At 36.6% G+C, this 13425-nt stretch carries 18 protein-coding genes; 11 read left to right on the top strand and 7 right to left on the bottom strand.

The window, feature by feature from the left end; translation table 11 throughout:
- On the top strand, nt 1-904 hold a 904-nt coding region (locus DBX25_RS21190; RefSeq protein ID WP_240620173.1), incomplete at its 5' end, for an FAD-dependent oxidoreductase.
- Between the two features lie 140 nt (nt 905-1044).
- On the opposite strand, the gene DBX25_RS05920 is transcribed toward DBX25_RS21190, so the two are convergent.
- On the bottom strand, nt 1045-1446 hold the full coding sequence (locus DBX25_RS05920) for a hypothetical protein (protein WP_108669854.1): 402 nt from the start codon (nt 1444-1446) through the stop codon (nt 1045-1047).
- 166 nt (nt 1447-1612) lie between these two features.
- On the opposite strand from DBX25_RS05920, the gene DBX25_RS05915 reads away from it, so the two are divergent.
- Nucleotides 1613-1855, top strand: coding sequence for a hypothetical protein (locus DBX25_RS05915; protein WP_108669853.1), 243 nt, complete (start codon nt 1613-1615; stop codon nt 1853-1855).
- 92 nt (nt 1856-1947) lie between these two features.
- Nucleotides 1948-2811, top strand: a complete 864-nt coding sequence (locus tag DBX25_RS05910) for a polysaccharide deacetylase family protein (RefSeq protein WP_108669852.1) — start codon at nt 1948-1950, stop codon at nt 2809-2811.
- Between the two features lie 46 nt (nt 2812-2857).
- Here the strand turns inward: DBX25_RS05910 and DBX25_RS05905 are convergent, their stop codons facing one another.
- Entirely contained in the window at nt 2858-3289 is a 432-nt protein-coding gene (locus DBX25_RS05905) for a DUF1885 family protein (RefSeq protein ID WP_108669851.1), read from the bottom strand.
- Nucleotides 3290-3618: 329 nt separating this feature from the next.
- On the opposite strand from DBX25_RS05905, the gene DBX25_RS05900 reads away from it, so the two are divergent.
- Nucleotides 3619-3735 carry a GapA-binding peptide SR1P gene (locus DBX25_RS05900; RefSeq protein WP_108669850.1) on the top strand — a complete coding sequence of 39 codons (117 nt, stop codon included), beginning with the start codon at nt 3619-3621 and terminating at the stop codon, nt 3733-3735.
- A gap of 39 nt (nt 3736-3774) precedes the next feature.
- Here the strand turns inward: DBX25_RS05900 and DBX25_RS05895 are convergent, their stop codons facing one another.
- Nucleotides 3775-5250 (bottom strand): aminotransferase class I/II-fold pyridoxal phosphate-dependent enzyme, encoded by a 1476-nt coding sequence (locus tag DBX25_RS05895; protein WP_108669849.1) that lies wholly within the window; start codon nt 5248-5250, stop codon nt 3775-3777.
- Nucleotides 5251-5489: 239 nt separating this feature from the next.
- On the opposite strand from DBX25_RS05895, the gene DBX25_RS05890 reads away from it, so the two are divergent.
- On the top strand, nt 5490-6449 hold the full coding sequence (locus DBX25_RS05890; RefSeq protein ID WP_108669848.1) for an NAD(P)H-dependent flavin oxidoreductase: 960 nt from the start codon (nt 5490-5492) through the stop codon (nt 6447-6449).
- A 46-nt stretch (nt 6450-6495) separates the two neighbouring features.
- Entirely contained in the window at nt 6496-6765 is a 270-nt protein-coding gene (locus DBX25_RS05885) for a UPF0223 family protein (RefSeq protein WP_108669847.1), read from the top strand.
- A 66-nt stretch (nt 6766-6831) separates the two neighbouring features.
- Here DBX25_RS05885 and DBX25_RS05880 read toward each other — a convergent pair whose 3' ends face one another.
- The 3 genes from DBX25_RS05880 to DBX25_RS05870 all read right to left on the bottom strand — a co-directional run bounded on the left by DBX25_RS05880 (nt 6832) and on the right by DBX25_RS05870 (nt 8790).
- Nucleotides 6832-7704, bottom strand: coding sequence for an IS3 family transposase (locus DBX25_RS05880; RefSeq protein ID WP_240620171.1), 873 nt, complete (start codon nt 7702-7704; stop codon nt 6832-6834).
- Nucleotides 7698-8018: a helix-turn-helix domain-containing protein gene (locus tag DBX25_RS05875; RefSeq protein ID WP_108669845.1), complete on the bottom strand. Its 321-nt coding sequence runs from the start codon at nt 8016-8018 to the stop codon at nt 7698-7700. Before DBX25_RS05875 ends, DBX25_RS05880 begins: the two co-directional genes overlap by 7 nt.
- A 151-nt stretch (nt 8019-8169) precedes the next feature.
- Entirely contained in the window at nt 8170-8790 is a 621-nt protein-coding gene (locus DBX25_RS05870; protein WP_108669844.1) for a YktB family protein, read from the bottom strand.
- Between the two features lie 221 nt (nt 8791-9011).
- Between DBX25_RS05870 and DBX25_RS05865 the strand changes: the two genes are divergently transcribed.
- The gene (locus DBX25_RS05865; RefSeq protein WP_108669843.1) at nt 9012-9209 is read left to right on the top strand and encodes a hypothetical protein; all 198 of its coding nucleotides are present in this window, start codon (nt 9012-9014) and stop codon (nt 9207-9209) included.
- Between the two features lie 296 nt (nt 9210-9505).
- Nucleotides 9506-10324 (top strand): inositol monophosphatase family protein, encoded by an 819-nt coding sequence (locus DBX25_RS05860; protein WP_108669842.1) that lies wholly within the window; start codon nt 9506-9508, stop codon nt 10322-10324.
- A 20-nt stretch (nt 10325-10344) separates the two neighbouring features.
- Here the strand turns inward: DBX25_RS05860 and DBX25_RS05855 are convergent, their stop codons facing one another.
- Nucleotides 10345-10527 carry a DUF5325 family protein gene (locus tag DBX25_RS05855; protein ID WP_108669841.1) on the bottom strand — a complete coding sequence of 61 codons (183 nt, stop codon included), beginning with the start codon at nt 10525-10527 and terminating at the stop codon, nt 10345-10347.
- A gap of 112 nt (nt 10528-10639) precedes the next feature.
- On the opposite strand from DBX25_RS05855, the gene typA reads away from it, so the two are divergent.
- From typA to DBX25_RS05840, 3 genes are read left to right on the top strand one after another with little or no spacing between them, the layout of a single operon-like run.
- Complete coding sequence (typA, locus tag DBX25_RS05850) at nt 10640-12484, top strand: translational GTPase TypA (protein ID WP_108669840.1); 1845 nt, start codon at nt 10640-10642, stop codon at nt 12482-12484.
- Between the two features lie 24 nt (nt 12485-12508).
- Nucleotides 12509-12832, top strand: a complete 324-nt coding sequence (locus DBX25_RS05845) for a YlaH-like family protein (RefSeq protein WP_108669839.1) — start codon at nt 12509-12511, stop codon at nt 12830-12832.
- Entirely contained in the window at nt 12829-13113 is a 285-nt protein-coding gene (locus DBX25_RS05840; RefSeq protein WP_108669838.1) for a hypothetical protein, read from the top strand. The genes DBX25_RS05845 and DBX25_RS05840 overlap by 4 nt, the downstream gene beginning before the upstream one ends.
- The last annotated feature ends 312 nt before the right edge of the window (nt 13114-13425 follow it).

Here is a 13425-nt window from a genome sequence, read left to right as displayed (position 1 = left end):
TATCAATCTGAATGAAATCCCTAAATCAATGGTTGTAATTGGTGGAGGATACATCGGAACGGAGCTTGGTGGAGCATATGCTAACTTCGGTACTAAGGTTACGATCCTTGAAGGTACAGATGAAATCCTTGGTGGTTTCGAAAAGCAAATGTCTCAATTAGTTAAGAAGAATCTTAAGAAAAAAGGCGCTGAAATCGTTACGAAGGCGATGGCTAAAGGCGTTGTTGAAACTGAAACAGGCGTAACTGTAACATATGAGGCTAAAGGTGAAGAAGTGAAAGTAGAAGCGGATTATGTACTAGTTACAGTTGGTCGTCGTCCTAATACAGATGAATTAGGCCTGGATCAAATCGGTGTTAAGATGGCTGAGCGTGGCTTAATCGAGACAGATAAGCAATGCCGTACAAGTGTTAAAAACATCTTTGCTATCGGTGATATCGTGTCAGGACCTCCTTTGGCTCATAAAGCTTCCTACGAAGGTAAAATTGCAGCTGAAGCTATCGCTGGTCACCCATCTGAGATCGATTATATGGCAATTCCAGCAGTTGTATTCTCTGACCCAGAACTAGCTTCTGTCGGTTATACAGAACAACAAGCAAAAGAAGAGGGCATCGAAGTGAAAGCGGCTAAATTCCCGTTTGCTGCAAATGGTCGTGCATTAGCATTGAACAACACAGACGGATTCATGAAGCTAATCACTCGTAAAGAAGATGGCTTAGTTATCGGTGGTCAAATTGCAGGTCCAGGAGCATCAGATATGATCGCTGAGATCGGTTTGGCAATTGAAGCAGGCATGACTGCTGAAGATATCGCAATGACAATCCATGCTCACCCAACATTAGGTGAAATCACGATGGAAGCAGCAGAAGTTGCTTTAGGAAATCCAATTCACATCGTAAAATAAAACAAAAACAAAGGTACTCCAAGAATCTTGGAGTACCTTTGTTTTTGTTTAATAAATTGCCGAATAAATTTTCTCCATTAGTAAATGACTCTTTTCATCTATGTAAAGGAAGAATGGAAATCAGGTTACTTTTCTATAATCTAGTGTTGTCCCTTCAAATTCCGATATACTTGTTGAACAATCTCTTCCTTTTCAACTTGAATTCCTTGTATTATAAGTTTTATTTTTCCTTTTTCGATAATTGCGATAGCTGGAGCCTGAATATGATTAACGATGGGGCTAGTTTCATTAAATTCCTTTGAATCTGCCTCAATAACAATCATTTGATTGGTCTCATTTGGGACCTTGTCTTTAAGTTCGATCAGTGCATCATAGTATTCATTTTCGAGCATATATTTATCTTTACTAGTGATAAAAAGTAATTGTTTTTCTTCTGTTGTTGGCAATGCAGCAGAACTAGACTCTGAAAGGGAACTAAAAGAAGAGAGGATCAAAGAACACATTGAAAAAAATAAAATGGCAATTGGATGAATTCTTCTCATATATGATTACTCCTTTTCTTAAGTCTCGTTATTGGGATTTTATCACGTAAACTACATCAAATAGGACATGTTAACAACTTGTTAAGTAAATGAAATATAGCTATCTGTTTAGAAAAAAAAGACACAATTTGTAAAATGAGTAATCTGTGATATGGAGTGATTTGTCATGAAAAGTTACATCGTTTTTTTACTTCAAATTATGGTTTGGAGTGGATATACGTTAGCGGAATGGTTATCACAACATGATCGAATTATCTTTAAAGTAGTAATGTTCATTGTATTCTTTAATATTGCAATTTGGATTGGAAAAAAAATCATACAAACGAATGCCAAAACCGCGATTATAACTTTTATTAGTTTAAGCATTTATACCATTTTCCATTTCATAATGAATCAATGGGTGAACTAAATCGGATAGTAGAAAGATACTTGAGCCTAATGACCATTCATCCGTTATAATATAATTAGTAATTGCAACATAGATTAGGAAGCTGGTGTGAAATGAATTTGAAAAATTTTCTTCTTATATTACTAGTTTTAAGTTTATCAGCTTGTTCAGAAGACTCTGTAGAAACAAAAAAAGTGGAAAAAACAGAACGTGAACAAGTTTATAGTAATGAGGAAAACAAAGAAAGTTCAAATGAGGTAGCTGAAACATCTGAAACAACTAAAACAACTGAAACATCTGAAACAACTAAAAAAGAAGATGTTGTAATTCCGAAACTTGAAAAATTGTACAAGTTAAACGAAGCGAATTGGACGATTGAACCTATTAACGAGGGAAACCGGAAAGTGGTCTTGTTAACCATTGATGATGCTCCAGATAAAAATGGTTTAGAAATGGCTAAAATTCTCCATTCGTTAGGAGTAAATGCAATCTTTTTTGTAAATGGACATTTTATTGAGTCAGAAGAAGAAAAACAAACTCTAAAACAAATCCACGATTTAGGTTTTGTGATTGGGAATCATACTTATTCTCATTCAAAGTTAAGCGAGTTAACACCCCAACAACAAAAAATGGAAATACTCAGCCTAAACCTTGAAATTGAAAAGATTATAGGGGAAAAGCCTACATTCTTCAGAGCTCCTTTTGGTGTAAACACTGAAATTTCAAGACAGCTTGTAAAGCAAGAGAAGATGCTATTAATGAACTGGACTTATGGATATGATTGGGAAAAAAAGTATCAAAATCCACATGAACTTTCTAACATAATGGTTAATAGTCCATATTTGACGGATGGAGCCAACTTGTTAATGCATGATCGACCATGGACGAAGGAAGCCCTAGTTGCCATTGTAAAAGGATTACAGACAAAGGGATATGAAATCATAAATCCAGAGCTTATAGACACTGTTATACAATGAAAAAGCTTGCCGAAAATGGCAAGCTTTTTACTGTTTAGTTAATTCGTTATCTTTTGTAGTCATATATGATTCGTCCGTTAAACAAATGTAACTCTCCATTTAATTTCTTTGAGAGGTATTTACATAGCTCGTTTGCTTTCCCTTTATCTCCAAAAGTAGATGATTGGTCTAACGTAACTTGTATGTATGTTTGAATTCGCTCATTGGATTCATCATCTATTACTTTTTCTTGATCAATGCCTAATAGTATAACATTATATCGATCGGTTTTTGATTCGAGATAAAACCATCGGCCTTTTCCATCTGAGGTTTCTTTTATTTCATAGGGAAACGCATGCTCCCCGTAATCCCATCCTAATTGATGTCCCGTCTTGGTGGCAGTTGCCTTATATGTAATCAATAAATCTTTTAATTCTTCAGTAGAAATGATTTCTTTTACAGAGTTGGGAACTAACTTAATATAAGCATTTTCAGTCATGAAAACTCTCCCCCTTTATTTTCAAAATGAACTTTTTTCCATACTTTTCTTAGGTGTAATTGTTTACCATATTGTTATCGTTTTCATTCTAGCATTCTATTATAAAAAAAGACAGACTAATCAAATAAAATATACAGTGAGATCTTTGTTCTGTTTTTTTCTTTAATACATATATTTATGTCAATATAAATAAGAAACACATTATAAAAGTACAAACATTTGGCTAAATGTTACATACAATTTACTATTGAAAGTTTTAATGTGTTATATTATTATTAAATCAAGGAAAGAAACCGCTTTCAATAATACAAACTAAAGGAGTCTGAATGATGGGAACTATTATTTGTCAAACTTGCAATGGTACAATTGAATCTTTTGAGGATGAAAAAGTGTCAGTTCTGTATTCGAAGTGTGATGAATGTCATCCAGGTTCAGATGAAAAATAAATAACCGAAAAATCCCGCCAGAAATGGCGGGATTTTTGTTTATAGAATAGCTATATGTTCCTTGATAACTCTCAAGTATTTGAAATCGCAGTCTTCAGGTCCTTGGACTGGTAATCCAGCCTCCATATTCTTTTGAATATAGTCTAGATTATCCTGTGTGATAATTTCTCCAGGTATGAAAATTGGGATTCCAGGAGGGTAGACCATAATGAATTCAGCAATGATTCTTCCAGCAGATTCGTGGAAAGGAACTAATTCCGTATCAGCATAAAAAGCATCACGTGGTGACAATGCTAAGTGAGGAATGGTCGGAAGAAGGACCTTCAAGTCTAACTCATGATCTGCTTTGTATGAATGAAACTCAACAGATAAATCCTTTAAAGCAGCGATTAATTTGTCCGCTTCCGTCTTAGAATCCCCTGGAGTGATCAAGCAAAGAATATTGTAAAGGTCACTCATTTCAACTTCAATATTATGTTTTTCGCGAAGCCATTTTTCAGCGTCAAAACCAGTAATCCCTAAGTCTTTAATAGAAATTATTAATTTGGTTGGATCATAATCAAAGGTAGCTTTGCTTCCAAGAATTTCTTTCCCAACACAATACAAATCTTCTATACTATTCACTTCATTACGGATGTAGTTTGCTAGTTGGATTGCATGTTCTGCTAATTCTTTCCCTTCAATCGCCAAGCGTTTTCTTGCAACATCTAATGAAGCTAACAAAATATAGGAAGTTGAAGTCGTTGTTAACATACTTAGAATCGATTGAACACGCTTATGTGAAACTAAGCCTTCTCTAACATTCAGGATGGAACTTTGGGTTAATGAACCTCCTAATTTATGAACACTAGTGGCAGCCATGTCAGCACCTGCCTGCATAGCAGACATGGGAAGTTCATCATGGAAATGAATGTGAACGCCATGTGCTTCATCTACAAGTACAGGAACATTATATGAATGGGCAATTTCCACGATTTTTTTTAAATCAGCACTGATACCAAAATAAGTAGGGTTGATAACTAATAAGCCCTTAGCATCAGGATGTTGCTTTAATGCCTTTTCTACAGCATCCGTAGTTATACCGTGAGAGATACCGAGATTCTTATCCACCTCTGGATGAATAAAGACTGGAACAGCACCAGAAAAAACGATGGCTGACATGACTGATTTATGCACATTTCTTGGTACAATGATTTTATCGCCAGGACCACAAACCGCCATGACCATTGTCATGATTGCACCACTTGTGCCTTGAACCGTAAAGAATGTGTGATCTGCACCGAAAGCTTTTGCCGCTAAATCTTGTGCTTTTTTTATCATACCTTTAGGTTGATGAAGGTCATCAAGTGGAGCAATGTTAATCAAATCAATCGATAATGCATTTTCACCTATAAATTCACGAAATTCCGGGTCCATTCCTTTTCCTTTTTTATGTCCTGGAATATGGAATTGGACTGGATTTCTTTTTGCGTGTTCTAATAAGCCTGTAAACAGGGGTGTTTCATGCTGTGACAATTTTTCTAACACCTCTTTTAAATGGAGTTCAATTTTAGTTATTAAAGAAATAAATCTCATTTTTTGTCATAAAACAAAAGAATTATAACACTTATATATAACTTTGCATAGAGATTCTACTAAACTTTTTCTGCCCATTTTTGTTAAGTGTTTTGAAGGAAATTCAGCTAAATACTGGTTGTTTATCTGAAAATTCTATACACTATATCTATGAAGTGTAAGAGATGGGAGAGGGAAGTATGAAATGGGAAACAAAAGTAACCAAGATGTTAGGAATTCAATATCCTATTATCCAAGGAGGTCTGGCTCATTTAGCATACTCTGATTTAGCAGCTGCCGTTTCAAATGCAGGAGCACTAGGTCAAATTACTGCTATGTCACTACAATCACCGGAACTATTAAGGGAGGAAATCCGAAAAGTTAAGAATCTTACGGACAAACCGTTCGGTGTGAATTTCGCCATTGGTCAGCATGGTAGACCCTTTGAACATTTCGTGGAAGTAGCACTGGAAGAAGATATACAAATTGTTTCTGTTACAGGTGGAAATCCTGCTCCTTTCTTTAAAATGTTTGAAGGTACTTCAGTGAAAAAATTGGTGCTTGTTGCAGCCAAAAGACAAGCCCAAAAAGCAGAAGAACTTGGTGCGGATGCAGTCATGGTTGTTGGCCAAGAAGGCGGTGGACATTTAGGTAGGGATGATATAGGAACTATGGTTCTGGTACCTCAAGTGGTAGAGGCTGTTTCAATTCCCGTAATTGCATCTGGTGGGATCGGAGATGGCAGAGGGCTTATGGCTGCCCTTTCTCTTGGAGCGGAAGGAATTGAAATGGGGACAAGATTCGTTGCTACAGAAGAATGTGTGCATGCTCATCAATCATATAAAGATGCATTAATAAAAGGTTCTGAAAGTGATACAGTGGTGATTAAACGCTCAATCGGCGCTCCAGCACGTGTTATATCAAATGGTTGGGCATCAAAAATATTAGAATTAGAACAAAACAATGTAGGATACGAAGGTTTAAAAGACTACATTAGCGGAAAAGCCAATATGAAATTTATCCATGAAGGTAATCAAGCAGAAGGCTTCGGTTGGGCAGGTCAGGTAATGGGGCTTATTCACGATGCTCCTCCTGTTCAGGAATTAATTCAAAGAATTATTAAACAAGCGGAAGATATCCGTTTTAAATGGTCAAATTAATACAAGCAACTAATATATTTGTATTCTAACATCAGGAGAGTGTGCAATGGATTATCAGTATCCTTTAGATTTGGATTGGTCTACTGAAGAAGTAGTAGATGTTATTTCTTTTTTTGAAGCGATTGAAAAAGCTTATGAAAAAGGGATAGAACGAGATCAATTAATGAATCTATACAGAAGATTTAAAGAAATCGTTCCTAGTAAGGCACAAGAAAAACAGGTTTGTGGAGAATTTGAAGAAGTAAGTGGGTATTCTACGTATCGGGTTGTGCAAATAGCAAAAGAATCTGAACCTGGTCAAAAAATCAAAATGTAAAATAAATGCCTGTCTACAATAAGTGAACGTGTACCTGTAAAGTAGACATTGAAAAAACAATGACGCTTATGCGGCATGAATCCGATATTCAAGCGGACTCATGCCGTATTTATTTTGGATCCGTTCTTCGTTATAATAAATCATATAGTCAGATACGCTTGTTTGAACTTCCTCTAAGGTTTGTGGTGAACCAAAGAAAGGCATCTCACATTTGAGGTGTCCAAAGAAGTTCTCAATACATGCGTTATCCCAGCAGTTGCCTCTGCGGGACATGGATTGTGTCAATCCGTATCTTTCTAGTCTTTTAATGTATGTGGGATTCGTAAACTGGAAGCCTTGGTCACTATGAAGGATGGCTCCTTTTTCGAATCCTTTTTCTTTTAATTGATTAAGTGAATCCAGCACCAAACTCATCCCTTGGTGTGGTCCTACCGTGTATGCAACAATTTCATTATTAAATAAGTCTTTAACTGCACATACATAAGCCCAACGTTTAATAGGCTTTTTAACTTCAACGTAGGTTATATCTATACAAAACTTCATTCCAGGTCTCTGGGCATTAAATTTTCGATTTAATATATTTTTTATTGTTCCATGAGGTTGTATAGGACGCTTAAATCGTTTTTGACGAATTTTACAAACTAATCCGTATTTACGCATAATCCGTGAAATGCATTTATGATTCACAATGAGTCCATGTTGTCTAAGCAGAGCTGCCTTTATTCGTTTTTTCCCATAGGTCCCTCGAGAAGCTTGAAAAATCTCGAGAATTAAATGAAATAAATCTTCATCCTTAAAATCACGAACACGTTTGCCTGTTTCGTTCTTCCACCTGTAGAATCCTGATCGTGATACATTTGTAAACTCTATTAACAGTGTCACTGGAATTTGATCCTCAAAAGTGGCCACAAAGGCAAAATCCTCCTGCTTAGTTAACACCCCCTTTTCTGTTCTATTAACTTTTTTAAGTAAAGGTTTTCTGCTTTTAGACGCTTGTTTTCTTCTTCCAATGATAATTTTTGTTTTGGAGGACGTCCTTTATTGATTCCTTTTTTAAGACCTCGATGATCTTTAATACCTTCCCAACCAAATCTCTCTACTTTTAATACCCACTCATTTACTATACGTTCATTCTTTATGCCAAGGTGTTCTGAAATCTCCCTCCTGGGAGTTCCCTCAAAATAAAGCTCAACTGCCCTCTTCTTTAAATCATAAGAATAAGTAAAACATTTATTTTTAAATTCTTTTTCCATACAAAAAACCTCCAAAGTAGACTATAAACCTAATCTTATCACGGGATGTTAAGTCAGGTTTATTTATGTGTCTACTTTAGAGGTACTATATCATAAGGTGTGGACAGGCATTTATTTTATTTCAACAATTATTGCTTCTATATAATATGGTTTAGTTCATCTTATACAGGGGTAATAATTGTACAAATACATCATGAATCACATTTACTAATTCATTACCAGACATTTCAACTGCTTTATCTCTAGGGATTTGGATTCCACAAAGAATTTCTGATTTTTTCACCGTTTGCAAACGTTCGAACATGGAAGCGAAATCCTCTATTTTTAATTCTGAGTGCATTGTAGCATCAGGCTTCATATGATCTATAGACCATACAAAATTAGATGGGATAATTTGTTGGATGCTTTCTATATTTGTTTTGAGGGCTTGTCCAATTTCAGTCTTCATAGGGGCTTCGTATATGACAGCATACCATACAAAAAGATGAGTTTCCCATAATCCTATTTGAAAGTGGGGGACCATTTTATAGCCTCTACGGTTACTTGAAAAAGCTACCCACGTATCGTTTGGCGGATTAACAGTTCTTCTTGCATGCTTAGCAATATGAGGATACATTTCTTGCCCTAACATGATAGATAATTCTTCAGAAAAATGATTGCCTAACCATTCCAATTTTGGGCGAATTCTATCAATAAGTGCATCCATACGTGGCTCTAATCCATTGATTTTAAATACGTTGAAATCCGTAGCGGTAAAACCAGAAAATTTCATTTTTGTACCTCCTGCGTTGTCTGTGTAAACATATTATCATATTAAGAAATTTCTTTAAAAGGAAACGCAAGGATAATACCCGTATCATTGTAAAATACTTCCTCATAGATTTTTACACAAATTAGTTGCAGAATCCTATCGGAAACCATAAGATATATTAAATAAAGTCAGAATATTAAGTAAATTAAACCCATTTATTTTTTTGGAAGGAGTGCCGAGTTATGAAACAAGTCATGAACCAAGCATTAAAAGCTAAGGAAGTTGAAAGACATCGTACCGCAGTATTGAGGATGGAAATGGATTATGAATTATCTACATTATTTGAAGCGATGACGGAAAACGATGAGAAAAAGAAAACTCGTTGCAAACAAAAGCTAGAAAGAATCCGTCAAGAACTTTTAAGGCTGCAAGCACTATAATAGTGAGAGTTCAAGGAGATAAAAATCTAAAATGAACATAGAAGAAATACTATTTTATATAGGATTTATCTGACGGGAATTTCGTTTTTCAAAACGTAAACCCGTCTTTTTATTTAGCTCACTAATTGAATCGGTGGTCATATGTGACATTCACTTTTGTTAAATTGAACTATTGATTGTTGCCCCCCATAAGTCTTCAAAGTTGCTCTAATTTAGTTTCTTCGTTAATCTTTTAATAATAAAAGTCCTTTTTGGGATAATAATCGAATATATTGGATATTTATGGGGGGACAAATGTGACCGGAACAAATTGGGCAGAAATAGATAGATTGGCAAAAGAATGGATTAGTTTCGCTGGTAAAAAGCTAAAGGATTCATTCGAGGAAAAATTAAAGATTGAAATTAAAACTAATCCAAATGATTTAGTTACGAATATGGATAAATGGACTGAGCAATTCTTCTATAGTAAAATCCGTGAAACTTTCCCAGATCATCGCATTTTAGGTGAAGAAGGAAGTGGACATGATATTGCTGATATGAAGGGAGTTGTTTGGATCATTGATCCTATAGATGGAACGTTAAATTTCATCCATCAGCAGCGGAACTTTGCAATATCTATCGGCATTTTCGAAGAGGGTATTGGTAAAATAGGATTGATATATGATGTGGTGCATGACGAGCTCTATCATGCCATTAAAGGAAAGGGAGTCTATCTGAATGAGATTGAACTAGCACCTTTAGAACCCGTAACGATAGAGGAAAGCATCATAGCCATCAATGCATCATGGGTCGCTTCTAATAGACATTTAGAACCTCATAAATTACAGTCCCTAGTAAAGCGGGTTAGAGGAACTCGTTCGTACGGTTCTGCGGCGATTGAATTAGCGAGTGTTGCTGCAGGAAGGGTAGATGCTTACATTACGATGAGGCTCGCACCTTGGGATTTCGCAGCCGGAATCATATTAATTGAAGAGTTGGGCGGTAAGACTACGGATCTATTTGGAAATAAATTAGATTTATTAGGGAAAAGTTCAGTATTTGTCTCCAAACCTGGCCTTCATGAAAAAATCCTTCAGGAACATATATTAGATTCTAATCAAAATATAAATACGTAAAAAAAGGGGAAGCTTATATATTACAGCTTCCCTTCTCTGCGATATTTACTTTTTGTGGCAAATCCAAAACCCATTACACCTACTAACGCAAGTAATGATAGTAATAAACCAATAATACTTCTTTCCCCAATTGCAACGCCAGCAAGCATCATACATGCTGCAGCCAATAATGCAAGAAATAGGAAAATACCTTTTCCGTTCATGATTAATCACCCCATTTAATCATTGTACATAAAATGATTGTTCGTTTCTACAATGATTATGATATAATATGTAAGTTAATCGCAAGGAAAAACATTTTAGGAGTGAAAATGCTTGAATTTTCGTACAGACATTCGCAATATTGCGATCATTGCCCACGTTGACCATGGTAAAACAACATTGGTTGACCAATTGCTTAAACAATCAGGTACTTTCCGTGCAAACGAGCAAGTAGCTGAAAGAGCCATGGACTCAAACGATTTAGAGAGAGAACGTGGTATCACTATTCTCGCTAAAAACACTGCTGTTCAATATAAAGATACACGCGTTAATATTTTGGATACACCTGGACATGCCGATTTTGGTGGTGAGGTTGAACGTATCATGAAAATGGTTGACGGTGTTTTACTTGTTGTAGATGCTTATGAAGGCTGTATGCCTCAAACGCGTTTCGTGTTGAAAAAAGCATTAGAGCAAAAAATCACGCCAATCGTTGTTGTAAACAAAATTGACCGTGATTTTGCAAGACCAGAAGAAGTAGTTGATGAAGTAATTGATTTATTCATCGAGCTTGATGCTACTGAAGAACAACTTGAATTCCCTGTCATTTATGCTTCTGGTATCAATGGAACAGCTTCTACTAGCCCAGATCCAGCAGATCAAGAAGAAACAATGGCACCTTTATTCGAAGCGATTGTTGAGCATATTCCAGCTCCAGTCGATAATCGTGAAGAGCCGCTTCAATTCCAAGTTGCATTACTTGATTATAACGATTATGTTGGTCGTATCGGAATCGGACGTGTATTCCGTGGGACGATGAAAGTTGGACAACAAGTTGCCTTAATGAAACTTGATGGAAGTGTAAAATCATTCCGTGTAACTAAAATCTTCGGTTTCATTGGATTAAAACGTGTTGAAATTGAAGAAGCAGTAGCTGGAGATTTGATTGCAGTTTCCGGTATGGAAGACATTAACGTTGGGGAGACTGTTACTCCAATCGAACACCAAGAAGCACTACCAGTTCTTCGTATCGATGAGCCGACTCTTCAAATGACGTTCCTAGTAAATAACAGTCCATTTGCTGGCCGTGAAGGAAAATGGGTTACAGCTCGTAAAATTGACGAACGTTTACGTTTGCAATTACAAACGGACGTAAGTTTACGTGTTGAAGAAACTGATTCTCCGGATGTATGGATTGTTTCAGGACGTGGGGAACTTCACTTATCAATCCTAATTGAAAATATGCGTCGTGAAGGATTTGAACTTCAAGTATCTAAACCTGAGGTTATCGTTCGTGAAATCGATGGAGTACGTTGTGAGCCGATTGAACGTGTGCAAATTGACGTTCCAGAAGAACACACAGGTGCGATCATGGAATCCATTGGAGCACGTAAAGGTGAAATGGTTGATATGATTAATAACGGAAGTGGACAGGTTCGTTTGATTTTCCTTGTTCCAGCTCGTGGATTAATCGGATATTCAACAGAATTCTTAACTCTTACAAGAGGCTATGGTATCCTAAACCATTCATTTGACAGCTATCAGCCAATGGCTGCAGGCCAAGTAGGTGGACGTAGACAAGGTGTCCTTGTTTCTATGGAAAACGGAAAAGCATCTCAATACGGCTTAATGGGTATTGAAGATCGCGGTGTCATTTTCATCGAACCAGGTACTGAAGTTTACGAAGGAATGATTGTTGGGGAACATAATCGTGAAAACGACCTTACAGTTAACGTAACGAAAGTTAAACAAATGACGAATATGCGTTCAGCGAATAAAGACCAAACGACAACGATGAAAAAACCACGTTTAATGTCTTTAGAAGAAGCACTTGAATACTTGAATGACGATGAGTATTGCGAAGTAACACCGGAATCAATCCGTCTTCGTAAGAAAATCCTTGATAAGAACGAGCGTGAGCGTATTGCTAAGAAAAAGAAATACGCTGAAATGAACTAATCCATTTAAAGGGTGGGGAGAACAATGGATGGTGTAATGGAAAGCATGTCCTTTTTTGCTTCCTTGTTCAAGGTTCACGAGAATCCCGAAAGAGGCATGTGGTACTTGTATTTCACAATCGTATTGCTATCAGCATTAGTGTACTACCTTGGATTTGCCAAAAAGCTCTCGATTGGAAAGAATATCATTATCTATGTTTCATTATTTTTCGGTTGTACGTTACTGACCTTCCTTGGAGTATTCCTTCCGATAGCTGAAGGTTTACTAGTTGCAGCCATCTTTCTTGGTATTTATAAAATCCGATTGCGTTCACATAAAAAGGAACAAACGATGGGAGATAGCCAATGAAATCACTTCAGGATGCTTTGTATAACTGGTTGACAATCAAGGTTGTCTGTGATGCCCGTCCTGATGACACAGCTGCAATAGAAACGGAAATTATGTTCCGTAACATCCTAGAAAATGATCATAGGGTTGAAGTGAAAGGGATAAGGACAGATGAAGACATGTACTTTATTGACTTTTCCCAAGAAAGTGAAGATAAATCAGTAAGGTTTCCTGCTGAATTGATTGATGTAATGCTCAATCAAATTCAAGCTGAACCTGACAAATATAAAAATTATAATTAAAAAAATCAGCCCTTAAAAACTTAAGGGCTGATTCAGATTGTCGACAAAAGACATCGAGAGGCCTCCCTCTCGATGTCTTTTGTCATTTTTGGATAGGATTGCGGTTAAAATACGTTGATTTCCGCTCCAGGCACTTGCTTTCCGGGGGGCAGGCGGTGAGCTTCCTCGTCGCTAACGCTCCTGCGGGATCACACCTGTCCTGCTAATCCCCCAGGAGTCAAGCGCCCTCCACTCCAATCAACTAGTTTGGCTCACACTCTAGCAGGTTGCCAAGTCCAAGTTGCCATTTTCTTTACATTCATGGCAGCAAAG

The organism is Peribacillus acanthi, assembly GCF_003073175.1.
Lineage (GTDB): Bacteria > Bacillota > Bacilli > Bacillales > DSM-1321 > Bacillus_BN > Bacillus_BN acanthi.
Note: the sequence above shows the minus strand (reverse complement) of the source record. Positions and strands in the feature narration are given on the sequence as shown.

Excerpts from the sequence above, each read along its gene's own strand:
- DBX25_RS05920 (WP_108669854.1), bottom strand. The coding sequence starts at position 1,446 with ATGAGAAGAATTCATCCAATTGCCATTTTATTTTTTTCAATGTGTTCT.
- DBX25_RS05915 (WP_108669853.1), top strand. The coding sequence starts at position 1,613 with ATGAAAAGTTACATCGTTTTTTTACTTCAAATTATGGTTTGGAGTGGA.
- DBX25_RS05910 (WP_108669852.1), top strand. The coding sequence starts at position 1,948 with ATGAATTTGAAAAATTTTCTTCTTATATTACTAGTTTTAAGTTTATCA.
- DBX25_RS05905 (WP_108669851.1), bottom strand. The coding sequence starts at position 3,289 with ATGACTGAAAATGCTTATATTAAGTTAGTTCCCAACTCTGTAAAAGAA.
- DBX25_RS05900 (WP_108669850.1), top strand. The coding sequence starts at position 3,619 with ATGGGAACTATTATTTGTCAAACTTGCAATGGTACAATTGAATCTTTT.
- DBX25_RS05890 (WP_108669848.1), top strand. The coding sequence starts at position 5,490 with ATGAAATGGGAAACAAAAGTAACCAAGATGTTAGGAATTCAATATCCT.
- DBX25_RS05885 (WP_108669847.1), top strand. The coding sequence starts at position 6,496 with ATGGATTATCAGTATCCTTTAGATTTGGATTGGTCTACTGAAGAAGTA.
- DBX25_RS05875 (WP_108669845.1), bottom strand. The coding sequence starts at position 8,018 with ATGGAAAAAGAATTTAAAAATAAATGTTTTACTTATTCTTATGATTTA.
- DBX25_RS05870 (WP_108669844.1), bottom strand. The coding sequence starts at position 8,790 with ATGAAATTTTCTGGTTTTACCGCTACGGATTTCAACGTATTTAAAATC.
- DBX25_RS05865 (WP_108669843.1), top strand. The coding sequence starts at position 9,012 with ATGAAACAAGTCATGAACCAAGCATTAAAAGCTAAGGAAGTTGAAAGA.
- DBX25_RS05855 (WP_108669841.1), bottom strand. The coding sequence starts at position 10,527 with ATGAACGGAAAAGGTATTTTCCTATTTCTTGCATTATTGGCTGCAGCA.
- DBX25_RS05845 (WP_108669839.1), top strand. The coding sequence starts at position 12,509 with ATGGATGGTGTAATGGAAAGCATGTCCTTTTTTGCTTCCTTGTTCAAG.
- DBX25_RS05840 (WP_108669838.1), top strand. The coding sequence starts at position 12,829 with ATGAAATCACTTCAGGATGCTTTGTATAACTGGTTGACAATCAAGGTT.